The 25,434-nt window shown below is 58.1% G+C and carries 25 protein-coding genes; 11 read left to right on the top strand and 14 right to left on the bottom strand.

All coding sequences use genetic code 11. The features are described from left to right. Positions 1–12: 12 nt before the first annotated feature. From PK28_RS12285 to PK28_RS12270, 4 genes are all read right to left on the bottom strand, one after another. A complete protein-coding gene (locus PK28_RS12285; RefSeq protein ID WP_044514238.1) occupies positions 13–681 on the bottom strand; it encodes a YggS family pyridoxal phosphate-dependent enzyme in 669 nt (222 codons plus the stop codon). Positions 682–769: 88 nt separating this feature from the next. Then, entirely contained in the window at positions 770–1,795 is a 1,026-nt protein-coding gene (locus tag PK28_RS12280) for a vWA domain-containing protein (RefSeq protein WP_044514235.1), read from the bottom strand. A gap of 123 nt (positions 1,796–1,918) precedes the next feature. Beyond that, positions 1,919–2,794 carry a hypothetical protein gene (locus PK28_RS12275; protein ID WP_044514232.1) on the bottom strand — a complete coding sequence of 292 codons (876 nt, stop codon included), beginning with the start codon at positions 2,792–2,794 and terminating at the stop codon, positions 1,919–1,921. Between the two features lie 25 nt (positions 2,795–2,819). Then, entirely contained in the window at positions 2,820–3,722 is a 903-nt protein-coding gene (locus PK28_RS12270; protein WP_044514230.1) for a DUF58 domain-containing protein, read from the bottom strand. Positions 3,723–3,758: 36 nt separating this feature from the next. Here PK28_RS12270 and PK28_RS12265 point away from each other — a divergent pair, with 36 nt between their 5' ends. Next, complete coding sequence (locus PK28_RS12265) at positions 3,759–4,160, top strand: DUF4296 domain-containing protein (RefSeq protein ID WP_082017091.1); 402 nt, start codon at positions 3,759–3,761, stop codon at positions 4,158–4,160. Here PK28_RS12265 and PK28_RS12260 read toward each other — a convergent pair. From PK28_RS12260 to egtB, 6 genes are all read right to left on the bottom strand, one after another. Beyond that, positions 4,117–4,464, bottom strand: a complete 348-nt coding sequence (locus PK28_RS12260) for a tRNA-binding protein (RefSeq protein WP_044514225.1) — start codon at positions 4,462–4,464, stop codon at positions 4,117–4,119. The genes PK28_RS12265 and PK28_RS12260 overlap by 44 nt on opposite strands. 104 nt (positions 4,465–4,568) lie before the next feature. Further along, the gene (locus tag PK28_RS12255; RefSeq protein WP_197070411.1) at positions 4,569–5,102 is read right to left on the bottom strand and encodes a DUF922 domain-containing protein; all 534 of its coding nucleotides are present in this window, start codon (positions 5,100–5,102) and stop codon (positions 4,569–4,571) included. 47 nt (positions 5,103–5,149) lie between these two features. Beyond that, the gene (locus PK28_RS12250) at positions 5,150–6,514 is read right to left on the bottom strand and encodes an MATE family efflux transporter (RefSeq protein ID WP_044514222.1); all 1,365 of its coding nucleotides are present in this window, start codon (positions 6,512–6,514) and stop codon (positions 5,150–5,152) included. A gap of 71 nt (positions 6,515–6,585) precedes the next feature. After that, positions 6,586–7,683: a pyridoxal phosphate-dependent aminotransferase gene (locus PK28_RS12245; RefSeq protein ID WP_044514219.1), complete on the bottom strand. Its 1,098-nt coding sequence runs from the start codon at positions 7,681–7,683 to the stop codon at positions 6,586–6,588. Positions 7,684–7,695: 12 nt separating this feature from the next. Continuing rightward, the gene (egtD, locus tag PK28_RS12240) at positions 7,696–8,685 is read right to left on the bottom strand and encodes an L-histidine N(alpha)-methyltransferase (RefSeq protein WP_044514217.1); all 990 of its coding nucleotides are present in this window, start codon (positions 8,683–8,685) and stop codon (positions 7,696–7,698) included. A gap of 45 nt (positions 8,686–8,730) precedes the next feature. Next, positions 8,731–10,023: an ergothioneine biosynthesis protein EgtB gene (gene egtB, locus PK28_RS12235; RefSeq protein ID WP_044514214.1), complete on the bottom strand. Its 1,293-nt coding sequence runs from the start codon at positions 10,021–10,023 to the stop codon at positions 8,731–8,733. A gap of 187 nt (positions 10,024–10,210) precedes the next feature. Between egtB and PK28_RS12230 the strand changes: the two genes are divergently transcribed. The 7 genes from PK28_RS12230 (at position 10,211) to PK28_RS12200 (ending at position 17,901) form a co-directional block, all read left to right on the top strand. Continuing rightward, on the top strand, positions 10,211–11,284 hold the full coding sequence (locus PK28_RS12230; protein WP_044514212.1) for an o-succinylbenzoate synthase: 1,074 nt from the start codon (positions 10,211–10,213) through the stop codon (positions 11,282–11,284). Between the two features lie 66 nt (positions 11,285–11,350). Then, positions 11,351–12,634, top strand: a complete 1,284-nt coding sequence (locus tag PK28_RS12225; protein WP_048825964.1) for an aspartyl protease family protein — start codon at positions 11,351–11,353, stop codon at positions 12,632–12,634. A gap of 59 nt (positions 12,635–12,693) precedes the next feature. After that, complete coding sequence (locus PK28_RS12220; RefSeq protein WP_044514210.1) at positions 12,694–13,848, top strand: lysophospholipid acyltransferase family protein; 1,155 nt, start codon at positions 12,694–12,696, stop codon at positions 13,846–13,848. A gap of 153 nt (positions 13,849–14,001) precedes the next feature. Further along, on the top strand, positions 14,002–14,994 hold the full coding sequence (locus tag PK28_RS12215; protein ID WP_082017090.1) for an alpha/beta hydrolase: 993 nt from the start codon (positions 14,002–14,004) through the stop codon (positions 14,992–14,994). 187 nt (positions 14,995–15,181) lie between these two features. Further along, positions 15,182–15,691, top strand: a complete 510-nt coding sequence (locus tag PK28_RS19095; protein WP_048825960.1) for a phasin family protein — start codon at positions 15,182–15,184, stop codon at positions 15,689–15,691. Positions 15,692–15,781: 90 nt separating this feature from the next. Beyond that, positions 15,782–17,509: an ABC1 kinase family protein gene (locus PK28_RS12205; protein WP_231576149.1), complete on the top strand. Its 1,728-nt coding sequence runs from the start codon at positions 15,782–15,784 to the stop codon at positions 17,507–17,509. 164 nt (positions 17,510–17,673) lie between these two features. Next, a complete protein-coding gene (locus PK28_RS12200; RefSeq protein WP_044514209.1) occupies positions 17,674–17,901 on the top strand; it encodes a hypothetical protein in 228 nt (75 codons plus the stop codon). 83 nt (positions 17,902–17,984) lie between these two features. Here the strand turns inward: PK28_RS12200 and PK28_RS12195 are convergent, their stop codons facing one another. Further along, positions 17,985–19,721 carry a phospho-sugar mutase gene (locus PK28_RS12195; RefSeq protein WP_044514206.1) on the bottom strand — a complete coding sequence of 579 codons (1,737 nt, stop codon included), beginning with the start codon at positions 19,719–19,721 and terminating at the stop codon, positions 17,985–17,987. Between the two features lie 161 nt (positions 19,722–19,882). Beyond that, positions 19,883–21,016, bottom strand: a complete 1,134-nt coding sequence (gene hppD, locus PK28_RS12190) for a 4-hydroxyphenylpyruvate dioxygenase (RefSeq protein WP_082017089.1) — start codon at positions 21,014–21,016, stop codon at positions 19,883–19,885. A gap of 187 nt (positions 21,017–21,203) precedes the next feature. Here hppD and PK28_RS12185 point away from each other — a divergent pair, with 187 nt between their 5' ends. Then, positions 21,204–21,602, top strand: a complete 399-nt coding sequence (locus PK28_RS12185; protein ID WP_044516997.1) for a hypothetical protein — start codon at positions 21,204–21,206, stop codon at positions 21,600–21,602. A gap of 5 nt (positions 21,603–21,607) precedes the next feature. After that, a complete protein-coding gene (locus PK28_RS12180) occupies positions 21,608–21,961 on the top strand; it encodes a DUF952 domain-containing protein (protein WP_044514204.1) in 354 nt (117 codons plus the stop codon). Positions 21,962–22,176: 215 nt separating this feature from the next. Here the strand turns inward: PK28_RS12180 and PK28_RS12175 are convergent, their stop codons facing one another. Next, positions 22,177–24,081 (bottom strand): ATP-binding cassette domain-containing protein, encoded by a 1,905-nt coding sequence (locus PK28_RS12175; RefSeq protein WP_044514202.1) that lies wholly within the window; start codon positions 24,079–24,081, stop codon positions 22,177–22,179. A gap of 123 nt (positions 24,082–24,204) precedes the next feature. Then, entirely contained in the window at positions 24,205–24,438 is a 234-nt protein-coding gene (locus tag PK28_RS12170) for a hypothetical protein (protein WP_044514200.1), read from the bottom strand. A gap of 115 nt (positions 24,439–24,553) precedes the next feature. On the opposite strand from PK28_RS12170, the gene murI reads away from it, so the two are divergent. Further along, the gene (gene murI, locus PK28_RS12165; protein WP_044514198.1) at positions 24,554–25,384 is read left to right on the top strand and encodes a glutamate racemase; all 831 of its coding nucleotides are present in this window, start codon (positions 24,554–24,556) and stop codon (positions 25,382–25,384) included. Positions 25,385–25,434 lie beyond the last annotated feature (50 nt).

Below are 25,434 nucleotides of genomic sequence, written 5' to 3'. Positions count from 1 at the left end.
CCCAACAAAAAGCTACCCGCGGGCCCCAAAAATAGCGCTGCCCACCCGAATGAGCGTACTTCCTTCGGCAATAGCCAGCCGATAATCGGAGCTCATGCCCATGGATATTTCCCGAAAAGCGGGTTGATCAACGAAATAGCGGCTTTTCAGCAGGTCAAAATAGCCTTTCAGCTCCTGAAACTCCCGCCGCAGCTGGTTTTCGTCCTTCGTGAAAGTGGCCACGCCCATTACCCCGGTCAGCTGCACGTGGCGCATGGCTTTATACTCCGCCGATTGCAGAATGGCCTCGGCCTCCGCCAGTGAAAGGCCCGTTTTGGCTTCTTCTTCCGCAATATGAAACTGCAGCAAGCCCTGAATGACGCGGTTGTGCCGGGCGGCCTGCTTTTCCAGCTCAACCAGTAGCTTCAGGCTGTCGATGCTTTCTACTGTGTGCACAAACGGGGCAATGTACTTCACCTTGTTGGTCTGCAGATGCCCAATCAGGTGCCACTCAATATCTGCGGGTAGCTCTGGCTGTTTGGCTACCATTTCCTGCACCCGATTTTCGCCAAACAGACGGCTGCCGGCCGTATAGGCTTCGCGCAGAAGTTCTACGGGGTGGGTTTTGGTTACCACAACCAGCCGGCAGTTGGTACCGGCCAGCTCCTGCTCAAACTGCTGAATATTTTCGGCTATGCTCATGTAATGGTATGGAGGAAGGCTGAGTGGGTGAGGAGGTCGACCGGAATGGGTTGGTCCCGGTTTGTCACCTCCACAACCGGAAACGGGGTTAGTCTTCCATGGAATTGGTGAGAAAAGTATTTTTCAGGCCCAGCCAGAGCATCCACAGCCCCACGCACCAGTACAGGTAATACCGGTAGTAGTCGCGGGTATTGCGGAAGCGGGTCTGGCGGATTTCGGACTTTTCCAGGCGGTCGATCTGTCGGAAAATCTGCCGCAGGGCTTTGGTATCGGTGGCCCGGAAAAATTGCCCGCCACCGGCCGTGGCCAGCTGGCGCATAGTGCTTTCATCCAGGCGGGTTTCTACGTAGCGGGGGCGGCCAAACTCATCGGTGCCGAAGGGAATGGTGCCATCCTGCCCCAGCCCAATGGTATACAGGCGCAGGCCGTAAGCGTGTGCCAGCTGGGCAGCCAGCAGCGGGTCGAGGTTGCCGGCCGTGTTTTCACCATCCGAAAGCAGAATGCACACTTTGGTGCTGCTCGGCGAATCGCGCATGCGGTTGGTGGCTACGCCCAGGGCGGTGCCAATGGCGGTGCCATCGTTGGCAATCATACCCAGGCGCAGCTCATTCAGGTTCTCGCGCAGCAGGTCATAGTCGGTGGTGAGCGGGGCCAGGGAGTACGCATCGCCGGCAAAGGCCACCAGCCCGATTCGGTCGCCGGTGCGGCCATCCACAAATTCCCGGGCCACGCGTTTGGCGGCTTCCAGGCGGTTGGGCTGCAGGTCCTGCAGCTCCATGGAGCCCGACACATCCAGGACTAGCAGAATATCAATACCCTCTCCGGTCTGGGCTACCCGCTCATCGGTGCGCTGGGGACGGGCCAGGGCCAGCAGGCCAAACATGAGGCTGAGGGCCAGCACAACATCGGGCAGAAACCGTAGCACCGCGCTCCAGTCGGTGCGGAGCCGGCCCGCCACAAAGGCCACGCCCAGTCGGCGGCGGTTACGGTACGCCAGCAACCACCGAACACCAAACAGCAGGGGCACCAGCGGCAGCAAGAGCAGCACACGCGGCCACTCCCAGGTATACCCCGTGAGCGTGCTGTACCGAAGCCCTTCCAGAAAGGTCATCATGCAAGGCGGGCCGAAAAGAGAAAAGGCATCATGGCGTTCAAGCGTGCAATATGGCCCAAACCGGGCGCAAAAACCACTTTGCCAGCCGGCCCCGTTGGGCGCAGGCTGCTGTGGAGGGCCATATCAGGAACGCCCCCGATAATCGGCCAGTTGGTATCGCTCTTCCGCAAACTGCCGCAGCAATTCAAACGCGCGGTTAATTTCCTGGGTATCCTCGGTCAGCATATGGCCATAAATCACCTGATCCACGATGCGCAGCGCCGTACTCACGGACGGGGCGTGGTTGTAATGCGCTTCAATTTCGCGGGTGGTCAGGGTGTTGAGGTTATTGTTCTCCAGCAGGGTAAGGTAGTTTTTCCAGAGCGTGATGGCCCGCTCCATATTGGTAGTGGAGCGCGACAGCTCAAAACGTTCTATGTGGCGCGCATACTGCGCCAGGAAGTAGGCGTGGTTTTTCCGCAGCTTGTAGCGCTGGTACCGGCGGCGCAGCGCCCGGCGGAAGGCTAGTACCAAACCGCCGCTCAAAAGCAGCAAGCCCGCCAGGCCCGCCAGCCAGTAGGGGTAGTTAAACAGCGGCGAAACCGGCGCCAGGGTAGTGGTTTGGCGCAGGGCCGGCAGCTGGTCGGGCACGTCCTGCGGGGCCGTATACTGCAGCCGGACCACGGCGGGCTCGGAGAGCAGCGTCAGCGTATCACGGCCGCGCAGCACCGTTACGGGCAGGCGCAGCTGCTGCACGGAGTCCAAGGAAAAAGTACGCAGCCGGTATATGGTTCTATCCAGGCTGCGGCCCTGGCGGGTGCGGGTAGGATAGTAGCGCTGCCCCAGGTATTCAAACGGGCTGAAATCGGCCGCGGAGTCCGGGAAAATAACTTCCAGGCTGGGCGTGTGCGTGAGGCGGAGCTCATACTCCACTATTTCTCCCACGCGGGTGCCGGACCGCAGAAAACGCCCTTGGGGCAGCGCATCGGGCTGCGCCAGCACTGGTAGGGCCAGCAGCATCCATCCTAAAAGCAAGCCAAACACTTTACCCACGGTTGCCACGCTGGTTGCGCCGCCGAAACAGATTGACTAGCTGGGGAAGGTAGTCGGCGTCGGTGGTGATGGATAAAAACTCGGTGCGGTGGCGGCGGCAGATCTGGCTGATCTGCTCGCGGTTTTGCTCGTAGGTGGCCCGGTAGCGCGCCCGGAACGTGGCGGAGGAGGTATTTACCCACACCGTGCGGTTGGTTTCTTGGTCGTGCAGAGGCACAATGCCCAGGGGCGGGAACTCCCGCTCCCGGCGGTCCAGCAGCTGCACCACCACCAGGTCGTGTTTGCGGGCCAGCATGGTCAGCTCCCGCTCATAGGCCGTATCAATAAAATCGGAAATCAGCACCACTACCGTGCGCCGCTTGAGCAGGCCCAGTGCCTGCTTTATGCCGGCGGCCACAGCCGTGCTGGGCGAGCGGGGCTCCAGATCAAACAGGGATTTAATGAGGGCGTAGGCGTGCCGGATGCCTTTTCCCGGCGGCATATACAGCTCTTTCTGATTGGAAAAGGCCAGAATACCCAACTGCGCCGACTGCCGTGCGGCCGTGAGGGCCAGAATCCCGCAGATTTCGCGGCCCACATCCAGCTTGCGCCGGCCTTCGGCGCCCACCCGCTGGGAGGCGCTGACATCCAGCAAAAGCAGCACCTGCTGCTCCCGCTCTTCTTTATAGGTTTTAACGAAGGTGCCGTGGCCTTTGCTGGATACGGCCCAGTCAATGGCGCGCACCTCGTCGCCGTACTGATACAGGCGCACATCGTCGAACTCCAGCCCCGTGCCTTTGAATACGGAATGGAAGTCGCCCTGTAATTGCGCGTCCACGGCCTGACGAATCCGGATTTCGAATTGCCGTAGTTTGCGCAGTAGCTGTTGTAGTGGCGTGGCCTGAGGCGTATTCATTCCGGCTAAACTAACGCATCTTCCTAACTTTACAGCGTGAAAAGTCTCTCCATCCGGGCGCTACTGGCCCTAAGTGTGTTACTGGCTGCCTGCCAACGGCCTGAAGAGCCCGTGCCGCCGCAAAAGCTGCTGTCCAAACCGGACTTTGCGCGCCTGCTGATAGAACTGCATCTGATGGAAAGCCGTGTGGATGCTGCCCGCCTCTCGCGCGACTCCTCGGTGGCCCTGTTTGAACAGGTGAAAGACAGCCTATTGCGGAGCCACCAGACCACGGATTCAGCCTTTCAGCAAACGTACCGCTACTACAGCATCCATGGGAAAGACCTGCAGGAGGTATATGATGTGGTGATTGACTCGCTGAACCTGCGGGGTGTGCGGCTGCAGGGGAAGTCGCCTAAGCCAGCCGCGCCCCGTTCGGCACCGGAGCATCTACTGTAGTTAACACAATGTCACCGAGCTCATCGGCCACGCCTGTTACCAGTATCTCGGAACTGAAGGGGCCAATGCGGCGCGGCGGGAAATTGACCACGCACAGCACCTGCCGGCCAACTAAATCCTGGGGCTGATATCGGCGCGTAATCTGGGCGCTGGAACGCTTCAGGCCAATTTCCGGGCCCATGTCTACCAGCAATTGATAAGCGGGTTTACGGGCCTCGGGAAATTCCCGGGCCTCCAGAATGGTGCCGATGCGGAGGTCCACGCGGGCAAAATCGTCCCAGGTAATAACAGTTGCAGAGTCCATAGAAAGCTTTTGCCGGCAAGCTAGCAAAAGCCGGCCGCTGCTTACAAAAAACGGGTGACCGGCTCATGGCCAGTCACCCGAAAAATGAGGAATAAAGGACAGACTTAGTTTGCTGCCGCAAACGCTGAAAGTTCCTGCAGGCGCTGCTGTACATCCTGTTCCCAGGCCAGCTGCTTAGCCGCATTCAGGCCATGGTTGGTTTCCATGTCGTACTTGGCTTCTTCGCGGCGCCAGTCGTTGAACGCTATACGGGTGAAGTTATTGAGAGCGGGCTGGAGACGGTCGCAATTGAACTTTGCCAAGGTAATCTTCTGTCTTACACGGCGGGCGTGCAATTCGGTTAGGTCAAAATGAATCTGCTCATGCCGCAGTAGTTCAGGTTTGGCCTTGGAAGCATTGCGTACCCACGACTCGCTGGGCGTGAAAACGGCCCGTACGGTTGTCGTAACCTGATAGTTAACGCAGTTCACGCGCACGTCCAGATTAGCAGAAGTAAGGGCCGCCAGCTCAGCCGGCAGGGTAGGCCGGGCCTGAAAATCAGTCCAGGTCAGGGGGCGGTTAGGCTGCCACTCCAGCGTAGCTGGCGCCGAAGTGGTTTGCTGGGAGGCCGGCAGCAGGGCTGACAACCAAACCAGCATAGGGAAGAGCGTAAAGTTTGTCATAACCAAAAATAGGACTTTTTTGGTTAACGCGCTACAGCTATTTGTTGGTTCACAGCAAAGGCACTAAGTCGACGAAAACGCCACAGGAGTACCCCGGCCACCAGGGAAAGACCTGTGAGCAGGCCAATCCAAACGCCGGTAGCCCCCATTTTCAATCCAAAGCCCAGCCCGTAGCCCAACGGCAGAGCAATGGCCCAGTAAGCCAGCAGCGCCACCACGGAGGGTACTTTTACATCTTCCAAACCCCGGAGCGCCCCCAGGCCTACCACCTGCAGACCATCGGAAACCTGAAACAGGGCGGCTACCAAGAGCAGCGTGGCCGCCTGGGCCAGCACGGCGGGGTCGTGGTTATAAAGGGTAGGTACAAAGTGGCGCCCCATAATCAGCAGCAAACCCATGGTGCTCATAAACAGGAAAGCCAGCAAATAAGCCGTGAGGCCCGCCTGCCGGGTATTGTGGGCGCTGCCCAGGCCGCGCTGGTTACCCACCCGAATGGTGGCTGCCGCCGCAATGCCGCTGGCCGCCATATAGGTAACCGAGGCCACGTTAATGGCAATCTGATGCGCAGCCAGCGCCGTGGCGCCCAGCCAGCCAATCATGATGGCCGAGAAGCTGAAGGCGCCCATTTCAAACATCATCTGCACGCCAATGGGCATGCCCAGGCCCAGGAGCCGGCGCATGGTACCGCTGGAAACCGTGAGCCAGCTGCCGGCGGCTTCGCGGTAAGGTTTCAGGCGGCCAGCCCGCAAAACGTACACTGCCATGAGGGCAGCCATCAGCACCCGGGCAATGAGCGTGGCCCAGGCGGCGCCCATCATGCCCATGCGCGGGGCGCCCCAATGCCCAAATATCAGGGCGTAGCACAGCAGGGCATTTACCACGTTGGCCATAATAGACAGGAACATGGCTTGCCGGGTGAGGCCCAGGCCTTCGGCAAACTGCTTGAATCCCTGAAAAATCATTAGCGGAATCATGGAAGCGAACAGCACGCGCACCCACGGGGCTGCCAGGCGCACCACCTCCGCCGGCTGATTCAGGTAGCGGAGCAAATCGGGGACAATAAGCCCAAAAGCGGCCAGCACCAGGCCGGCTACCGTGCAAAGCGCTACTCCATTGGTCAGTAGCTGGCCAATGCGTGGAATGTCGCGCTGCCCATCGGCGGTAGCTACCAGCGGGGTAATGCTCATGGAAAGGCCCAGCCCGAACACCATGACTACGGTACTCACGCTCACGCCCAATGATACGGCCGCAAGGGGCACGGTACCCGTTTGGCCTACCATGATACTATCACAAACGCTCACCATAATGTGGCCCAGCTGGCTTAGCACCACCGGATAGGCCAGCAATAAGGTGGGTTTGATGTGCGGGCGGATAGCGGTAAGAGGCATGGCAGCAGAAGAAACGAATCAACCGCAAAGGTACAACCCTGCCGCGGGCCTGTCATCGGAAATCTCACGCATTACCGCGCCAGTAGGGCATCTCGCAGGCGGGCCAGGCCCGTGCGCAGCTCCGGCTCCGGCACGGCGCAGGAGAGGCGGGCAAACCCGGGCGCATGACAGCTGGCCCCATCTACCACCTCCACGCCCGCGGCCCGCAGCCGGCTGGTAAGGGCCTGTGAGGCTGCCTCGGGAGGAAGGTCTGGGTTAAGAAACGCGCGGAAATCAGGGAAGGTATAATAGGTGCCTTCGGTAGGAGTCAGACCAACCCCGGGAATATCCTGCAGCAAGCTGAGCATGAGCTGGCGCAAAGGCTGCAGCTGCGCTACCAGATCGGTAGCAATAGTACTGGCGTTGCGCGCGGCAGCCAACCCGGCCAACTGATTCAGGCTGGCCACGGCCCCGCTGGTAGCATGCTGCCAGCGCGTGCACTCCTGGGCCAGCGGCTGCGGCGCTACCAGATACCCCAGCCCCCAGTTGATAAGCGCCAGCGACTTGGAAAAGCCATTTACCACTATGTGCTGCTGCTGCGGATCGGGGAAATCGAGCAGGGAAGGCACCGGTGGACCAAAGGAAACCAGGTTGTAGATTTCGTCGCTGATGACCAGTAGGCGCGGATGCTGGCCGGTAATGTGCAGCAGCGCTTCTAATTCCTGGTGGCTGTAAATGCGCCCTGTGGGGTTGCAGGGATTGGAAAACAGGAAAACCCGGGTGCGGGGCGTGAGGGCTGCTCCCAGCGCGGCTGGCGAGAGAGAGTAATTATCGTCGGGGGAAAGAGGCAGCTGCTTTAGAATGCCTCCCGCTTCGGCTACCAGCGCATCAAACCCAAACCAATTGGGAGTAGGCAGCAGCACTTCGTCGCCGGGGCGTATTACTGCCCTTAGCACAGCATATAAGGCTGATTTAGCCCCGGCAGTTACCACCACCTGGTCGGGGCTTACCTGGCCGGCCGCATACTGCCGCGCCAGGACCTGCCGCAGCTCGGGCAGGCCGGCAGCCGGGCTATCTGGAAGTTTAGAGCCCTGCAGGTAGGGCTGGAGCTGCTCCAGCACCAGCGGCGGGGTAGGAAAATAAGAATAGCCCGAGGCCAGACTAATTACATCAGAAGCAGAAGCAGACATAGCGGCGCGCCGTTAAGCCGATGGAACCGGGGCCAGCACCACATCGGCAAAATATTGCCGCTCATCGGTGAAGAAATCCACTACCTGCAGGTCGGCGGCGGCGGCCAGCTCTTCAATCTGAGGGCGGGTAAATTTGTAGGAGTTTTCAGTGTGAATAATTTCCCAGGCAGCGAAGGGTACATGCAGGTTCAGGTCCGCGAAATGCACAGTTTGGGCACGGCGGCTAACCAGGAAAGAGCGCACGGCACCATCCAGCGGGTCATAATCGGTGTAGTGGGCCCAGTGCTGCAGGTCAAAATCGGCGCCCAGCTCCCGGTTCAGGCGGGCGAGCAGGTTCAGGTTGAAAGCGGCCGTTACACCCTGCCTGTCGTCGTAGGCCGCCCGAATCAGGCGGGGGTCTTTCTGCAGGTCAAAGCCAATGAGTAGCCGGTCGTCGGGGCCGAGGTAGCCGGAAAGCTGCTGCAGAAACTTCTGGCGGTCATCGGGCAAAAAGTTGCCGATGTTGGAGCCTAGAAACAGCACGGCTTTGGGGACGTCATCCTGCCGTACCTGAGCCAGGGCAGAGAAATAATCGGCCTCAATGGGCTCTACCTGCAGCTGGGGCAGCTCCTTTTGCAGGCTGGCCGCCAGCCCGCTCAGGGCGCCACTGGAAATATCAACGGGCTCATAGGTGAAGCGCGCTTTCTCCTCCAGCAAATGCCGGAGCAGCACTTTGGTTTTCAGACCGTCGCCGGCGCCCAGCTCCAGCAGCCGGAAGGGCTGGTTGCCCGCTGGGCGCAGGGCCTTGGAAATGGCGGCCTGCTGCGTCGTAAAAATACCCAGCTCGGTGCGCGTGGGGTAGTATTCCGGCAGCTGCATAATCTGCTGAAACAGCCGGCTGCCCTCATCATCGTAGAAGTACATCGATGACAATGTTTTGGGGGTACGGCTCAGGCCCTGGCGTACGTGTTGGGCCAGGTCGGTATCAATAGCAGAAGCAGGCGCAGAGGAAGGTGCAGGCATAAGAGAAGCAGAAGTGAGAAATGCGGAATAAAGCCGACGGCCGGACTAGCGCGCCAACCGGATACCGGTAAACTGCCAGCGCTTATCGGCGTGGAAGAAGTTGCGGTAGCTCAGCCGGATATGGCTGGCGGGCGTTGCGCAGGAGCCCCCGCGCAGCACCAGTTGATTGATCATAAACTTGCCGTTGTACTCGCCCAGCGCGCCGGCTGCTTTGTGGTAGCCGGGGTAGGGGTGGTAGGCGGAATAAGTCCATTCCCAAACGTCGCCCCAAAGCTGATGACATTCTGTAGGGGAAGCATGGGGCGGCAGAGGGCGGGGATGAAACAGGCCGCTTTCCTGAAAGTTGCCGGTGGGTGCAGCAGAGGCAAACTGGCGGGCCGCAATTTCCCATTCTGCCTCGGTGGGCAGGCGGGCCCCAGCCCAGTTGGCGTAAGCATCGGCCTCATAAAAGCTTACGTGCGTAACGGGGGCGGCCAGCTGCAGCGGCTGCAGGCCGCGCATGGTAAACTGGAACCACCCTTCCGGCCGCTTCACCCAGTAAAGTGGAGCCTGCCAGGTGTGCTGCTGCACCAGGTCCCAGCCTTCGCCCAGCCAGAAGCGAAAGTCCTGGTAGCCCCCGGCCTCCATAAACGCCAGGTAATCTGCATTAGTCACCAGCCGGTTTTGCAGGCTGAAGTCGGCAACGTAGGTAGGGTGACTGGGTAGCTCATTGTCAAAGCAAAAGCCCGCCTCCTGCTGGCCAATAGTATATACGCCGCCCGCCACGGGTAGCCAGGCAGCTGGTGGGGGCAGCGGGGCTTCGGTGGGGTTTTGGGGTGCCGCGCGGTAAGCTGGGGCCAGTGGACTGGTGCTCAGAATGTATTTTATATCTGTGAGCAGCAATTCCTGGTGCTGCTGCTCGTGCTGCAGGCCCAGCTCAAACAGCTCATAAAATACATCGGGCAGCTCCGCGGCGTGGGTGTCCAGCAAACGACGGATGGCTACATCAACAGCAGCGCGGTAGGCATACACATCGGCCAGGGCCGGCCGGGAAATGGTGCCCCGGTCGGCGCGGTTTACGCGGCTGCCCAGGGAGTTATAGTAGGAGTTGAACAGGTAAGCGTACTCCGGGTGGAACACGGTATAGCCGGGCAGGTACTCGCGCAGCAGGAAGGTTTCAAAAAACCAGGTGGTATGCGCCAGGTGCCATTTGGGCGGGCTCACGTCCAGCATGGGCTGCACCACGGTATCCTCGGGCAGCAGCGGCTGGCAAATGGCCTCCGTCTGGGCCCGTACCAGGGCGTAGCGCGCCCGCAGGGCTTCGCTGGTGCGGGCGGGAGGATTCAGTACTTCAGGCATGGCGAGGGAGGGTTGAGCGGGAAAGGTAAGTAAATCGATAACTCAGGAAGCCCGTATCGGGTTTTCTGCCCAGGCCGGGCACCCGGCCATTATAGGCAAATACGTAAGCCATAGCCCAGTTGATGAGGGATATGGCGTATCCCGGCTTTATTTGTCTTTTACACTCGCTTTTCCCTATTAGCAATACATGGCTTTACATCTGCGCTACACCCGCCGTGCTCTGCAGTTTAACTTCCCGGCCCGCACCTCTCGCGGCGCCCTCTCCGAGCACGTGGCCTGGTACCTGCACCTGACGGATGAGCACCAGCCCCAGCGGCAGGGAATAGGGGAGGCCGCCCCGCTGGCCGGCCTCAGCCCCGACTACCGCCCGGATATGGAAACGTATCTGGCGGAGCTGTGCCGCCGCTTTAATGCCGCCGGGTACCAGGTATTTTCTCCAGCAGACGTACCCACCCTGATAGGGCCGGAATGGCCGGCCGTGCGCTTTGCCCTGGAAACCGCCGCTTTGGACTGGCAGCAAGGCGGCCGCCGGATTCTTTTCGATACCGCTTTTAGCCGCGGAGAAGCCGGGCTGCCCATCAATGGTCTTATCTGGATGGGTGACGCCGCCTTTATGCGGGAGCAGATTCGCCGCAAGCTCGCGGAAGGCTATTCCTGCCTGAAGCTGAAAATAGGCAGCCTTGATTTTGCCACGGAGCTGGAGTTGCTAACCGAAATTCGCGCCGTAGCCAGCCCCGCCGAGCTCACCTTGCGGGTAGATGCCAACGGCGCTTTCACGCCCGAAAATGCCGCCCAGCGCCTGGAGCAGCTGGCCCGGTTCAGCCTCCACTCCATTGAGCAGCCCGTGCAGCCGGGGCAGCCGGCCCTCATGGCCACCCTGTGCCAGACCTCGCCCGTGTCTATTGCCCTGGACGAGGAGCTGATTGGCATCACAGATCCTCAGGCGCAGGCCCAACTCTTGGATACCCTGCAACCTGCTTATATTATTCTAAAGCCCACGCTCTTGGGTGGTATAGCCGCCACCCGCCGTTGGGTTTCTTTGGCCCGGGAGCGAGGCATTGGCTGGTGGCTGACTTCGGCCTTGGAATCAAATATTGGGTTGAATGCCGTGAGCCAGCTAACGGCCGAGCTGCAGGTAGGTGATTTCCCGCAGGGCCTGGGCACAGGGCTGCTGTACCATAATAACGTAGCCAGTCCGCTGTATATCCGGCACGGGTACCTTCATTACCCTGCCGGCGGTACCTGGGAAACGCCGGGCTAAGACCCTGAAAAGGACTGGATTCAGGAGTGCATTTTTCTTATATTACACGATATCTATGTCGCCCTGATGTTTGCCTCTCTGCCCACCTATTCTTGCGCTTCCCGCCTGCTGCTGTACTGGCGCCGTGCGCTGTTGGGCTTTTTGCTGCTTTTGCTGCCCGCATCAGGGTTTAGCCAGCCGGCCCCGTTTCAGTTCATCAAAGCCCGCAAGCATCGGGTAGAGGTGCCTTTTGACCTCCAGCGCAACCTCATTATTGTCAGTACGAAGCTCAACGGCAGAGGCCCGTACAATTTCATGCTGGATACCGGGGTAGGCACCTCCCTCATCACCGATCCGCAACTGCAGCAGGAGCTGCAACTGCCCCGGGGGCAGCGGTTTCAGGTGGCGGGCGTGGGCGAAGAGTCGGCGCTGGAGGCTTTCCTGACGGAAGGCGTGCGGGTGGAGCTGCCGGGCGTGGTGGCGCCCGCCCTCAACATGCTGGTTTTTTCCGATGATGTGCTGGACCTTTCCAGCTACGTGGGCATACCCGTACACGGTATTCTGGGGCGCGACGTCTTCCGGAGCTTTGTGGTGGAGATAGATCCTAGCGGCGGGCATCTGATTTTGTATAATCCGACTAAATACAAGCACCCTCTGGGCCGCCGCTGGACTACTTTGCCCCTGGAAATGGAGGGAGACAAAGCCTACATCACCGCCAAAGTAACCCTGAATGATTCCCTGACGCTCCCGCTCAAATTAATTCTGGATACCGGTGCCGGGCACGCTCTTTCCCTGGAAACCGGCTCGGATAAACGCCTCACCCTGCCCCCTAAAGTATTGCGCACCCAGCTGGGCCGCGGGCTCAGTGGCTACATAAACGGGTATATAGGGCGGGTGACTTCCCTGCAGCTGGGGCGCTACAAACTCAAAAACCTGCTCACCTCTTTCCCCGATGATTCTGATGTGCACCTGCGCATGGAAACCTTCCGCAACGGCAACATTGGCCTGGAGCTGTTGAAGCGGTTTTCGCTGGTAATAGACTACCCGCACAATCGGCTGTTGCTGCGGCCTAACCTTCTCTTCCACGACCCCTTTGAGCACGATATGTGCGGCCTCGACCTGGTAGCCACCGGGCCCGATTTACGCTCGTATGTAGTGGTGAAAATTCAGCCGGGCTCCCCGGCCGCGGAGGCCGCCCTGCAACCCGGCGACGAGCTGGTGACGGTTAATCTGGTGCCGGCCAACTTCTACACCCTCACCGTGCTTAGCCGCCTGCTGCACTCCACGGACGGGCGCAGCGTATTATTTGTGGTGCGCCGTTCCGATGGGGAGCTGCACACGGCCATGGTGAAGCTCCGGCGGCAGATTTAAGCAGGGTTAGGCGAAAAAGCATACCTTACCAACCCGTCATTTCTGCCCGTTACTCCCCAATGCCCACGGCTACTTCGTCTGCGCTGCCCCAGCCGCCACCCGCCATTCGGGACAACCAGCATATTTATTCCGATTATTTTGACGAGGAGTTTGCTCGGGAGCTGGACGAGAACATCCTGCAATTGCTTGACCGGGTGTGGTTTCGCTCCAGGCTGGTAGGCTTCGAGGATTTTCCGCAGCGTAATAACCCGGACCGGCCGCTGATATTTGCCTCCAACCACTCGGGTATGGCCTTTCCCTGGGATGCCATGGTGGCCCTGGCCCACCTCATGCGCAGCCTGCCCAAGCCCGATGATCTGCCCCGCCCGTTGTCGGCCCCGCTGCTGTCCAAGTCCACGCTCATGAACCCGTTTCTGGTGCGTAACTTCTGGAAAAAGTGCGGCTGCGTAGATGCCACCACGCTCAATTTTGAGACCATGATGTACTATCAGGAGCACAACCTGATGCTGTACCCCGAGGGCGTGCCGGGCATTGGGAAAGGCTTCAACCGCAAATACCAGCTGCAGCGCCTGGCCACCAGCATGCTGCGCCTGGGCATTCAGCACCGCACCGATATTGTCCCGTTTTACACCATCAACGGCGAGTACCTGAACCCCTATGCCTATAGCTGGGACTGGATAAACCGCCTGACCAAAAAAATAGGCATCCCCTTTCTGCCCCTGGGCCCCATTCTGCTGCTGGTGCTGCTGCAGCCCTGGTGTTTTTATATGGCCTTTCCCGCCAATCTCACCTTTGTGCTTGGCAAGCGCATCAAACCCTATGAGCTTACCTCCAAAGCGCACGACGAGCTAAGCCGGGACGAGTACTTGGACCTGAGCGAGCAGGTACGCCAGCTCATGCAAACGGAAATGAATGCCGCCGTTCAGCAACACGGCCAGCAGCCCTACCGCTGGCCCGAGCTTTGGCAGCGCATGAAGGAAAACCGCCGGTATTTCCCCTTCTTCCTACCCTTTGCCTGGCCGGCTTTATTCACGGAGTTTGAGCGGCAGTTTGTGAAAGAAGGCCGCCGTGGCATTAAGCTCAACCTCACCAGCCCCGGGGCGTGGCTGCGTATGATCTGGCGCAACCCCTTCACCATCAGCTTTTTCATTCCCATTCTGGGCTGGCTTCCCATTGCCATTCGGGGATACCGGGGCAATACCATTAGAAAGTAAGTTTCTGATTCTTTTCTCCGTATTGCTTTTCCGGGTAATCACCCTTTCTAACTGACTTGCGTGAGTTATTTATCTTGTAAATCAGGTTTTTAGATAACATTCCGGCGCTGCTTCTGCGTATAGCTGCTAAAGGGTTTTCTACCGTTTTCGACCATGCCTTCATCCCAACATTTGCTGCTGAAGCAGTTCCTCACCGCTGCTACTGGTCCGCTGGCCCGGCGCCGGCCCTCCTTGGGTAAACTGCGGCTGGCGTGCGAGTTGGGGGCGCTGTTTCAGTTTATGCCCTGGAATGTGTTTCTCGAAGAAACATCCATTGAAGGCATGGAAGCCGAATGGCTGCGACCCCAGGGAGCACCGGCGCATCGGGTATTACTTTACTTACATGGTGGTGGCTATGTGCTGGGCTCGCCCAACACCCACCGCAGCCTGATTGGCGCCCTGGCCCAACGCTGCCAGATGCCGGCGCTCAGCATTAACTACCGTAAAGCGCCGGAGTATCCTTTCCCGGCCGCCCTGCAGGATGCGCTCATGGCTTACCGTTGGCTACTGCAGGAAGGGTTTCAACCCAACAACATCATAATAGCCGGCGACTCTGCCGGGGGCGGCCTGGCCCTGGCCCTGCTGCTGGCCCTGCGCGACGGGGGCGAGGCCCTACCCGCCGCGGCTATCGGCCTTTCTCCCTGGACGGACCTGGCGTTGCCCGTGAGTACCCTGCATCGGTTGGCAGAAGAAGAAACCCAGGTGCTGGAAGCGCTGGAAATCCGGAACTGGGGTGCTATGTATGCGGCCGGTACCGCGCCGGAAAACCCGCTGCTCTCCCCCTCCAAAGCCGCTTTGCACGATCTGCCGCCGCTGCTGATTCAGCTTTCTGATGCCGAAGTGCTTTGTGAAGATGGGCTAGGCTTTGTGCAGAAAGCCCGGGCCGCGGGCGTAGCCATTACGCTGCAGCAGTTTGAGGGGCTGGTGCACTGGTGGCACCTGTTCTGGCGCTTTCTGCCGGAAGGCCGCCAGGCTCTGAATCAGGTATCCACGTTTGTGCACGGCATTTGGGAAGCCCAGGCCGAAGCGGCCCGTTTGGTGCAGGCGGCTCGTAAAAAGGTAAAAACTCCCGCCGCCAGCGCAGTTCGGCTTAGGAAATGGGCCTAGCTAATGGCTGAATTGATATCCAATGAAATAAATCATGGAAAAGTCTGTAAAAAATCTTTATCCTCATATTCAACTATATAGTGCGCTTTTCGTAGGTTTGCGCTAGGTAGTCGGCTTGCATACTACTTTTTCCCGGCGGGCGGATTGCGCCGCTGTTTTCATCCACATTTTTCTACCTCTACCGTTTATGGAAGATCTGTTTAAGAAGTTCATCAACGCCGGTGTCGGCTTCGTGTCGCTCACCAGTGACCGGGTTCAGAGCACCATCGATATGCTGGTGAAAGAGAGCAAACTGTCGGAGAAGGAGGGGGAAAAGATTATGGAGGAGCTGCGCAAAAACACCGACACCAAGCGCAAGGAGCTGGAGAAGCAGTTTAACAGCATTACCTCTCGCATGATGAAGACCGTAGGTCTGGCCTCCAGCAGCGAAGTAGAAGAGCTGAAGCGCACGGTGAAAGGCGGCTCCAAGTCTTCGGCGGGCGGTAGCAAATCGGGCGCGGCAGCCAAGCCAGCTGCTAAAGCAGCCGGTAGCAGCAAAACGGCTGGTGCTGCCAAGAGCTCTGCTGCTAAGTCAGGTAGCTCATCGGCCAGCAAAGCGGCGCCTAAGGCTTCAGCCTCCAAAGCGGGCGGTGCGGCCAAATCGGCCTCCAAAAGCACCTCTAAGTCTTCTGATTCTACCGGCTCTTCGGCTTCCTAGTCGTTTACTGACCAGTATCTGAGAAAAAGCCAGTTCCCCGCGAGGCGAGGACACTGGCTTTTTCCTTGTTAGTGGCATTCAGTCGCTATTTTGCAGTTTCCCTTTGCTTACACCGGCTCCTGGCGCATGTTTAAAAATACCATTTCAAATCTGGGCCGCATTCGGCAGGTAGCGGAGGTGCTGGTGCGCTACGGGTTTGCCGATGTGGTAACCACGACACCGTTGCGCCGCCTGGTGCCGCAGAAGCAGCGTATTTCCTGGCGTAACTCTGAGCAGGCCGTATTTGAAACCACGCGCTGGGAGCGGATCCGGATGATTATTGAAGAGCTGGGCCCCACCTTCATTAAGCTGGCCCAGGCCCTGAGCAACCGCGCCGACCTGCTCCCGCAGGGGCTGATTGATGAGTTTGAAAAGCTGCAGAGCAATGTGCCCCCGTTTGATGTGCGCATTGCCCGGCAGATTATTGAGCAGGAGTTGGGCAAGCCGGTAGAAGAGCTGTTTAGTGAGTTTGAGGAAATTACGCTGGGCTCGGCCAGCATTGGGCAGGTGCACCGCGCCCGTCTGCATACCGGCGAGGAAGTGGTGGTGAAGGTGCAGCGCCCCAACGTACAGGAAAAAGTGCGCACCGACCTGAGCCTGCTCCATGAGCTGGTGCGCCTTCTCGGTGGTTTCCTGCGCAAGCACGGCCTCTCTAACCCGCAGGATATTGTGGATGCCTTTGAGCGGAGCATGATGAAGGAGATGGACTACACCTCCGAGGCCCGCAGCATGGACCAGTTCCGCAAGCTCTACGCCGACTACGAGACGTTCTACATCCCCAAGCCCTTCCGGGAGCTCAGCACCGCCCGCGTGCTCGTCATTGAATACGTGAGCGGCTGCAAAATCACGGATAAAGCGCAGCTGAAAGCCTGGAACCTCAGTCCTGAAAAGGTGGCCGAAACCGGCATGGATATCTACCTCACCCAGATATTCGAGTTTGGCCGCTTCCACGCTGACCCGCACCCCGGCAACGTGCTGGTGCGCCCCGATGGTACCCTGGTGCTCATTGACTTTGGCATGGTGGGCAAGCTCACCAAGCAGCAGAAATATGCCTTTGCGGGCGTGTTCATCAGCATGGCCCAGCAGGACCCGCGCGCCATGGCCCTGAGCTTCCGCCGCCTCTCCATCACCAGTGACATTCCCGACATGCGCGCCTTCGAGGCCGACCTCAACGACTTGATTGAGGACTTCGCTACGCTGGATGTGAAGGAGATGAGTATGAGTGATTTGGCCGACTGCCTGCAGGGCATTATCTACAAATACAAGCTGCAGGTGCCCGGCGCCGTGTTTCTCATTTTGCGGGCTTTGGTTATTCTGGAAGGCATTGGCAAAGTGCTGCACCCGTCCTTCAACACCTTTGAGTTTGTGCGGCCCTACGGTGCGCGCATCATGGCCGAGCAGTATTCGCCGGAAAACATCCTCAGCGAAGCCCAATATACCGGCACCCAGCTGCTGGCGCTCATCCAGACCCTGCCCGCCGACCTCCGCCAGATTGTGCGCAAAATTTCCCGCGGCGACCTGCGCGTGCGCGTGGAACTCAGCGGCTACCAGCTGCTCCTGCGCAAAGCCGACCAGCTGGTTTCCCGCACCATCATTGCCCTGATTGCGGTGGCGTTTCTACTGTTTTCCGGGCTGAGCCTGCTGGGGCATTATTCCCCGGAAATGCGCTACGTGAATGGTATTCCCGTGCTCACGTGGTGGAGCCTGGGCATCACCGGGTTTCTGTTTCTGGTGTTGCTGATTTTAGGGACGAAGCGGGAGAAGCGTAGAGAGCGGTGAGGCCATTGAGTATCTGACCAGATAGACCAAAAAATCAACTTTTTTTGATCTATCTGGTCAGTAGCCCGTATGAAATAGAGACCCTACAGGGCAAAACGTAGTATTAACAGGCAGGAGAAATACTCCCGTTCTGTGCCCTGCATCACCTTTATATCTCTACGCTCATGAAAGACGCTCAGAATAACCCGAAGCAACAAGACGAAAAAACATATTCCACCAAAACCGGTAGCACCGCCAGCCCCATTACGGGCGCGGTGGAGCGCTACAGCACGGACCCTGAAGGTGATGCCGCAGTTACTACCAGCAAAATTGCAGATCAGGTAGACCAAGAGAAAATCAAGAAAGATTCTACTTCTACTACTACTGAGAATAAAGCGGGTAATAAAGCGTAAGCAGCATTTGCTGTTTCTGATACCCTCCGAAAACAAAAAGCCCACCCTTTGTGCAAGGGTGGGCTTTTTGTTTTCGGCAACAACTATTTCAGCTGCATATCCTGAATAATAGCCGTGATTTTCTCATCGGCCAGCTTTTCGGCCAGTTTGTAATCCACCACTGATTTCAGAGGCTGTTTTACGCTGAAATAGAACTTGATTTTGGGCTCGGTGCCGGAAGGACGGGCGGAGATTTTACTGCCGTCTGCCAGAATGAATTGCAGCACGTTGGAGCTTTCCAGACCGGTGGTGGTTTCCTGGTTGGTTTGCAGGTTCCGGATTACGCCGGTTTTATAGTCGCGCAGCTCTACTACGGGCAAGCCGGCAATGGTGCGGGGCGGGTTGGCGCGCAGGTCGCGCATCATTTCCTGAATTTCCTCGGCGCCGCGCTGGCCTTTTTTGGTGAGGGAAATGAGGTGCTCTTTGTAGAAGCCGTAGGTGGCGTACATCTGCATCATTTCCTGGTACAGGGTGTGGCCGTTGTCCTTGGCTACGGCGGCCATTTCGGCCAGCAGAGCGCAGGCGGAAATGGCATCTTTATCCCGCACAAAGTCGCCAATCATGTAGCCGTAGCTTTCTTCGCCGCCACCAATGTAATTGGCCTCGCCTTCCAGGTCGCGGATGATGCCGGCAATGTACTTGAAGCCAGTCAGCGTCTGGTAGGCTTTCACGTCGTAGGCGCGGGCCACGTCGCCCAGCACGTCGCTGGTGACGATGGTATAGACGATGAAGTCCTTATCTGTCATTTTGCCGGCCTTGTGGCGGGCTGAGAGCAGGTAGTGCGTGAGCAGGGCCGCCGTCTGGTTGCCGTTTACCAGCACCCATTCGCCGTCGGTGTTTTTTACGGCAATGCCTACGCGGTCTGCATCGGGGTCGGTGGCCAGCACCAGGTCGGCACCCAGGGACTTGGCTTGGTCCAGGGCCAGCTGCATGGCTACTTTCTCCTCTGGGTTGGGGGAGAGTACCGTGGGGAAGTTGCCGTCGGGCGTGGCCTGGGCCTCTACAACATGCACGTTGGTAAAGCCCAGCTGTGCCAGGGCTTTGGGCACCATGGTAATACCCGTGCCGTGCAGGGGCGTGTACACGATTTTTAAATCGTGCTGGCGCTGAATGGCTGCGGGGTTGATGCTGAGCTCCTTTACTTTAGCCAGATACGCGGCATCCAGCTCGGCCCCAATCAGATGAATGCGCGACTCATCGGCCTGGAATTTTACTTCATCCACGCTCTGAATGGCATTCACTTCGGTAATGATGTTGGCATCGTGGGGGGCTACTACCTGGGCGCCATCGTTCCAGTATACTTTATAGCCGTTGTACTCCTTGGGGTTGTGCGAGGCTGTAATCACGCAGCCGCTCTGGCAGCCCAGGTGCCGGATGGCGAAGGAAAGCTCGGGCGTGGGGCGCAGGTCTTCAAACAGATACACCGTAATGCCATTGGCCGAGAAAATACCGGCAGCTATGCGCGCAAACTCCCGGCTGTTGTTGCGGGAGTCGTGAGCCAGGGCCACCTTAATTTCCTGGATTGGGAAGGAGCGGAGCAGGTAGTTGCACAAGCCCTGGGTGGCCATGCCCAGCGTGTAGCGGTTCATGCGGTTGGAGCCCGTACCCATGATGCCGCGCAGGCCGCCGGTGCCAAACTCCAGGTCCCGGTAAAAGGCGTCGTTCAGCGCCTCTTCCTGATCGTTGGAAAGAAGCTCCTGGATGTTGGCTTTGGTTTCGGCATCGTAGCTGCCATTGAGCCACGTGTGTATTTTTTGCTGAACGTCGGGGGAGAGAGCCATAGAAGAAAGAATAGGAGGGATTTTCAGGTCAGAGAAGTGCAAACGTCAGAAAAAAACTGTCATCCTGCGTCCCGCGAAGAACTTGCCCCGTCAAAACTTCATATGACGGGGCAAGTTCTTCGCGGGACGCAGGATGACAGACGTACTTTTTAAGTCTGGTGTTACAAATTGCCCCGCAGCGCCTGCTCGCGCTCAATGGCTTCAAACAGGGCCTTAAAGTTGCCTTTGCCGAAGCTCTTGGCGCCTTTGCGCTGAATGATTTCATAGAACACGGTAGGGCGGTCTTCTACGGGTTTGGTGAAGATCTGCAGGAGGTATCCTTCCTCGTCGCGGTCTACCAGCAGGTTCAGCTCCTTCACCGATTCCATGTCTTCATCGATGTGGCCGATGCGCTCCAGCAGGTCGTCGTAGTAAGCGGCCGGCACCGTGAGGAACTCTACGCCGCGGCGGCGCAGCTCGCTCACCGTGGCGCGAATGTCATTGGTGGCAATGGCAATGTGCTGCACGCCGGGCGAGTGATAGTAGTCGAGGTATTCCTCAATCTGCGACTTTTTCTTGCCTTCGGCCGGCTCATTGATGGGGAACTTCACGTAGCCGTTGCCATTGCTGACCACCTTGGACATCAGGGCCGAATACTCCGTGCTGATGTCTTCGTCGTCGAAGGTGAGCAGCAGCTTAAAGCCCATTACGTCTTCGTAAAACTTCACCCACTGGTTCATCTCGCCCCAGCCTACGTTTCCTACGCAATGATCTACGTGCAGCAGGCCCACGGGCGCACCCTGGGGTACCAGGCCTTTCCTGGCTACAAAGCCGGGCATGAAGGCGCCCTGGTACTTGCTGCGCTCTACAAAGGTGTGAATCGTTTCGCCGTAGGTATAAATGCCGGCCAGCGTTACTTCGCCGTGCTCGTCGGAAATGGTATAGGGCTCGAAAGCGGGTTTGGCACCGCGCTTGGTAGTTTCCTCAAAGGATTTGCGGGCATCATCTACCCACAGGGCCATTACTTTCACGCCGTCGCCGTGCTGGCGTACGTGGTTGGAGATGTCGGAATCGGGGAGCAGAGAAGTGGTCAGCACCAGGCGGATTTTGCCCTGCTGCAACACGTAGCTGGCCCGGTCACGAAGGCCGGTTTCGGGGCCGGCATAAGCCACCAGCTCATAGCCGAAAGCAGCCTGATAGTAGTAGGCCGACTGCTTGGCGTTGCCCACGTAAAATTCTACGTAGTCGGTACCGTTGAGGGGGAGGAAGTCCTGGGCTGGGTGGGCCTGTACTTCCGGCGAGGTCATGGTTTGCATGGCAGTATACGCTAGGGTGGGTTCGGGTGGAGTATTTCAGTTGTTGGGGTAAAAATACAGGTTTACCCTAAATCGTTCCGAGAAAAGTCCAGACCTTATCCGGCCGTCCTACGTTTTGGGCTTACTTGTGCGGCAGAATTGCCGAAACCTACGCACCTTTGCAGTGAACCCAACTATGTCTGAGGCCATGAATAAAGAGGAACTCAACCGCGCCCTTATCACCCTGATCGAGAAGAAGCAGGCGCTGCATAAGCTCTCCTACGACAACCCGCGCTACGATGATATTGAGGAGGAGCTGCACGACCTCGAAGACGACTTCAACGACGAATACGGCCCCTACCTGGAGGAAGTACTGGAGAAAGTGCACGAGAAGCTGTGCCCCGATACCGACGTGCTGCTGCCCACCGCCTATCTGCCCAACGACATTGGCGGCGACACGGACTACCTGCCTTCGCACAAAGAAGGCGTTTGGGTTGACTCGGATGAATTCCCTAACAAAGAAGCCCGCCTGGTGCTGGTGCCCAACCCCACGCGCATTATTCTATCAGTAGGCGCTAAGGTGCGCAAAGAAGTCTGGAAGGCATAAGCCCCATGCTATACCGCATAGCGGAATCCGCTGACTGGGAGCAGGCCCGGGAAACCGGCTTTTTCGCCAGCCCGGATCTGGACATGGATGGTTTTATCCATGCCTCGGAGCGCCACCAGATTCTGGAAACCGCGCGCCGCTATTACCAAGGACACGAGGGATTAATGCTGCTGGAAATAGAGGAAGCCGCCTTGGCTGCCGCTGGCCTGCGGGTGGAGCGGGAGTGGGCCGAAAGCCGCCAGGAGTATTTCCCGCACGTTTTTGCGCCGGTGCCATTGGAAGCCATCCGCCGGACGTGGCCTTTCAAGGCTACTGCCGCAGGTGAATTCCAGCTTCCGGAAGAGTTGGAAGGTATTTAAAAGAAGGTATAAAGCTGTTTAGAGAGTCAGTTCGCTGATGTAGAGACGCAATATTTTGCGTCTCGTCGTTGAACGAATGGTTTTGCGCAGTTATAACAACATCAGCAACGATGAGACGCAAAATATTGCGTCTTTACCCCGTTTGGACTGCTTTCTTAACACAAAAGGCCGCTGCATCCGCAGCGGCCTTTTGTGTTTCAGTAGCTGAGCTAGACTTACAGCAGATCGGCTAATTCCAACCACCGTTCGCCTTTGGCATCCAGCTCCGCATCGGTGCGCTTTAGTTGGGCCGCCCAATCGGCTAGCTCCTGGTGGGAGCCGGCGCCGGAGTTCAGCTTTTCAATGAGCTGCTGCTTTTGCGTTTCCAACTGGCCCAATTCTTTTTCCAGGGTATCGTACTCTTTTTTCTCAGTGAAAGTGGCTTTGCGCTTAGCCGGAGCTGCTTCTACGGTAGCTACAGCTACCGGCTTGGGCGCGGGGGCAGCCACGGCTTTCTGGGGTTTCTGGGCTTCCCGGGCCTCATCAGCCTCCTTTTCGGCCAGCCACTCGCGGTAGTCGGTGTAGTTGCCGGGGAAGTTCAGAACCGCTCCGCCGGGCTCCAGCACAAACAGGTGCTCGGCCAGGTGGTCGAGGAAGTACCGGTCGTGACTCACGATGAGCAGGCAGCCGGTGAAGTGCAGCAGGAAGTCTTCCAGAATGTTGAGGGTGGCCAGGTCCAGGTCGTTGGTTGGCTCGTCAAGAATCAGGAAGTTGGGGTTTTTGATGAGCACCCGCAGCAGCTGCAAACGGCGCTTTTCGCCCCCGCTCAGCTTGCTGACCAGCGTGTACTGCTGGGCCGGCGGGAACAGGAACAGGTTCAGGAACTGACTGGCCGTGAGTACGTCGCCGTTGGCAAGCTCCACCACCTCGGCCACTTCCTTTACAATATCAATCACGCGCTGCTCGGGGTCGAACTCCAGCTCTGTTTGCGTGTAGTAGCCAAACACTGTGGTCTGCCCCACGTCAATAGTGCCGGAGTCGGGCTGCAGCTTGCCCGTGAGCATGTTCAGGAGCGTAGATTTGCCGGCGCCGTTGGGCCCTACCAGGCCAATGCGGTCCTTCTTTTTGAACACGTAGCTGAAATCATCCAGTACCACATTATCCCCAAACTTCTTGTTCAGGTGGCTGGCTTCGATGATTTTGCCGCCCTGGCGGGTGGTTTTCACGCTCAGCTCAATCTGCTGCTTGCTCAGGTTGGTGCTGGCCTTTTCCTTGGTTACGTAGAAGGCGTCGATGCGGGCTTTTTGCTTGGTGCCACGGGCCTGGGGCATGCGGCGCATCCAGTCCAGCTCCTTTTTAAACAGCTGCCGGGCCTTTTCCACTTCGGTGGCTTCGCGCATTTCGCGGTCAGCCTTTTTCTCCACGAAGTAGGCGTAGTTGCCCTGGTAGCGGTACATGTTGCCTTTGTCCAGCTCCACAATTTCGTTGGCCACCTTGTCCAGGAAATACCGGTCGTGGGTCACCATCAGCAGGGTGAGGGTGGGGGAGGACAGGCGGTTTTCCAGCCACTCAATGGTGGCCAGGTCCAGATGGTTGGTGGGTTCGTCCAGCAGTAGTACGTCGGGCTCCTCAATGAGCACGCGGGCCAGGGCCACGCGCTTGCGCTGCCCGCCCGAAAGCTGGCTGACGTTGCGCGTGAGCAACTCGCCCAGAATACCCAGCCGGGCCAGAATTTGCTGCACCTGCGCCTCGTAATCCCAGGCGTTGAGGGAATCCATGCGCTCCAGCACGCGCTGAAGGTCGTCGGATTTATGGTCAGGGTCGTTTACGACGTGCTCGTATTCCTGAATGGCCTTCAGTGTGTCGTTCTGGCTGGCGAAGATGGTTTCTTCTACGGTCAGGGATTCATCAAACACAGGCTGCTGGCCCAGGTACGTTACCCGGATGCCTTTGCGGGTGCTTACCAGGCCGGTATCAGGCGCTTCCAGGCCCGCCAGAATGCGCATCAGCGTGGTTTTGCCGGTGCCATTGATGCCCACGAAGGCCACCCGCTGGCCCTGTTGCAGGCCAAAGTTTAAGTCTTTAAACAGCCACCGGTCGGCGTAATTTTTGGAGAGGTTCTCAGCAGAAAGCAGATTCATGCTGCAAAGGTACGCGAGGTGAAATTGTGAAATGGTGAAATGGTGAGTTTTGGCGTTCTGATTGCGCAGTTAGCAACATTCGAAAACCCTACTCACCATTTCATCACTTCACCATTTCACCATTTAAATCACCTGCACCCGGTCCATATTCAGCTCGTCCCGCAGAATCTCCAGGCCCTTGTAGGCCAAAGGGCGGCCGGTGTTGGTGGTCAGCTCGCCACCGTCCCGGTGCAGGTAAGCCACATCAAGTACAAGCTGTGTGTATTTCCGCTCGCCCAGCTCAATAGCAATGGGGCGCCCAAGATTGGAATCGAAGGCGGCCATGGCGCGGTCAATTTCTTCCAGGATGGTACTCATGTACAGAATTTCGAATGGAATGGTGGGCTAAGATAGTATTTTGCTAAAAATACCAGCATTGTGCCGGCAGTTTTAGATGAGCCCCACCCACTGAAAAGCGCTACCTTGCGCCCCTATGGCATCATCTGCTCCCGACCTCAGCACCCGTCCCATCGGGATTTTTGACAGCGGAATTGGCGGGCTCACCGTGGCCCGGGCAGTAAACCGGGTATTGCCGCACGAGCGGCTGGTATACTTCGGCGACACGGCCCACCTGCCCTACGGCGACAAAAGCACGGCCGCCATTCAGGCCTACTCTGTCAAAATCTGTGACTTGCTGCTGAAGCAGCATTGCAAAGTCATTCTGATAGCCTGCAACTCGGCCTCGGCGGCGGCTTATGAACTGGTGCGGGAATATGTGGGCAGCAAAGCCCGCGTCCTGAACGTAATAGACCCCATAGTAGCCCACGTAGCGGCCACGTATGCCGGCTGCAGCGTAGGACTCATTGGCACCAAGCAAACGGTGAACAGCAACGTTTACCGCAAAAAGCTAGACGACCTGGACGCTGGCGTTGAGCTACATTCGTTAGCCACGCCGCTGCTGGCACCCATGATTGAGGAAGGATTCTTTAACAATACCATTTCCGATAACATCATCCGCACGTATCTCACCAACCCCGTGCTGGAAAATGTAGAGGCCCTGGTGCTGGCCTGCACCCATTACCCGCTGATTAAGGAGCAGATAGCCGAATTCTATCAGGGAAAAGTAGACGTGCTGGATGCTTCTGATGTGGTAGCGGAGCACGTGCGGCACTACCTGAAGGAAAACCACCTGGCTGCCAAAGCCGGGACGGGAATTCCGGCCCATCATTTCTATGTCTCGGACTTCACCAGCTCCTTTGAACAGAGCACCCGGATTTTCTTTGGGCAGGAGGTGCAGCTGGAGCATTATCCGCTGTGGGAGTAAAACCTTTATACAGTAGGAACACGCCTTACTCCAAACAAAACGACCCGCCA

Source organism: Hymenobacter sp. DG25B, from assembly GCF_000801315.1.
GTDB lineage: Bacteria > Bacteroidota > Bacteroidia > Cytophagales > Hymenobacteraceae > Hymenobacter.
This window is presented reverse-complemented; position numbering and strand designations above follow the sequence as displayed.

What these genes read in the sequence shown, in the direction of transcription:
- PK28_RS12175 (WP_044514202.1), bottom strand. Translation starts at nt 24,081, where the DNA reads ATGAATCTGCTTTCTGCTGAGAACCTCTCCAAAAATTACGCCGACCGG.
- PK28_RS12170 (WP_044514200.1), bottom strand. Translation starts at nt 24,438, where the DNA reads ATGAGTACCATCCTGGAAGAAATTGACCGCGCCATGGCCGCCTTCGAT.
- PK28_RS12195 (WP_044514206.1), bottom strand. Translation starts at nt 19,721, where the DNA reads ATGGCTCTCTCCCCCGACGTTCAGCAAAAAATACACACGTGGCTCAAT.
- PK28_RS12275 (WP_044514232.1), bottom strand. Translation starts at nt 2,794, where the DNA reads ATGCTGCTGGCCCTACCAGTGCTGGCGCAGCCCGATGCGCTGCCCCAA.
- PK28_RS12220 (WP_044514210.1), top strand. Translation starts at nt 12,694, where the DNA reads ATGCCCACGGCTACTTCGTCTGCGCTGCCCCAGCCGCCACCCGCCATT.
- PK28_RS12280 (WP_044514235.1), bottom strand. Translation starts at nt 1,795, where the DNA reads ATGATGACCTTTCTGGAAGGGCTTCGGTACAGCACGCTCACGGGGTAT.
- hppD (WP_082017089.1), bottom strand. Translation starts at nt 21,016, where the DNA reads ATGCAAACCATGACCTCGCCGGAAGTACAGGCCCACCCAGCCCAGGAC.
- PK28_RS12200 (WP_044514209.1), top strand. Translation starts at nt 17,674, where the DNA reads ATGAAAGACGCTCAGAATAACCCGAAGCAACAAGACGAAAAAACATAT.
- egtD (WP_044514217.1), bottom strand. Translation starts at nt 8,685, where the DNA reads ATGCCTGCACCTTCCTCTGCGCCTGCTTCTGCTATTGATACCGACCTG.
- PK28_RS12270 (WP_044514230.1), bottom strand. Translation starts at nt 3,722, where the DNA reads ATGAATACGCCTCAGGCCACGCCACTACAACAGCTACTGCGCAAACTA.
- PK28_RS12255 (WP_197070411.1), bottom strand. Translation starts at nt 5,102, where the DNA reads ATGCTGGTTTGGTTGTCAGCCCTGCTGCCGGCCTCCCAGCAAACCACT.
- PK28_RS12245 (WP_044514219.1), bottom strand. Translation starts at nt 7,683, where the DNA reads ATGTCTGCTTCTGCTTCTGATGTAATTAGTCTGGCCTCGGGCTATTCT.
- PK28_RS12250 (WP_044514222.1), bottom strand. Translation starts at nt 6,514, where the DNA reads ATGCCTCTTACCGCTATCCGCCCGCACATCAAACCCACCTTATTGCTG.
- PK28_RS12215 (WP_082017090.1), top strand. Translation starts at nt 14,002, where the DNA reads ATGCCTTCATCCCAACATTTGCTGCTGAAGCAGTTCCTCACCGCTGCT.
- PK28_RS12225 (WP_048825964.1), top strand. Translation starts at nt 11,351, where the DNA reads ATGTTTGCCTCTCTGCCCACCTATTCTTGCGCTTCCCGCCTGCTGCTG.
- egtB (WP_044514214.1), bottom strand. Translation starts at nt 10,023, where the DNA reads ATGCCTGAAGTACTGAATCCTCCCGCCCGCACCAGCGAAGCCCTGCGG.
- PK28_RS12230 (WP_044514212.1), top strand. Translation starts at nt 10,211, where the DNA reads ATGGCTTTACATCTGCGCTACACCCGCCGTGCTCTGCAGTTTAACTTC.
- PK28_RS12180 (WP_044514204.1), top strand. Translation starts at nt 21,608, where the DNA reads ATGCTATACCGCATAGCGGAATCCGCTGACTGGGAGCAGGCCCGGGAA.
- murI (WP_044514198.1), top strand. Translation starts at nt 24,554, where the DNA reads ATGGCATCATCTGCTCCCGACCTCAGCACCCGTCCCATCGGGATTTTT.
- PK28_RS12260 (WP_044514225.1), bottom strand. Translation starts at nt 4,464, where the DNA reads ATGGACTCTGCAACTGTTATTACCTGGGACGATTTTGCCCGCGTGGAC.
- PK28_RS12185 (WP_044516997.1), top strand. Translation starts at nt 21,204, where the DNA reads ATGAATAAAGAGGAACTCAACCGCGCCCTTATCACCCTGATCGAGAAG.
- PK28_RS19095 (WP_048825960.1), top strand. Translation starts at nt 15,182, where the DNA reads ATGGAAGATCTGTTTAAGAAGTTCATCAACGCCGGTGTCGGCTTCGTG.
- PK28_RS12285 (WP_044514238.1), bottom strand. Translation starts at nt 681, where the DNA reads ATGAGCATAGCCGAAAATATTCAGCAGTTTGAGCAGGAGCTGGCCGGT.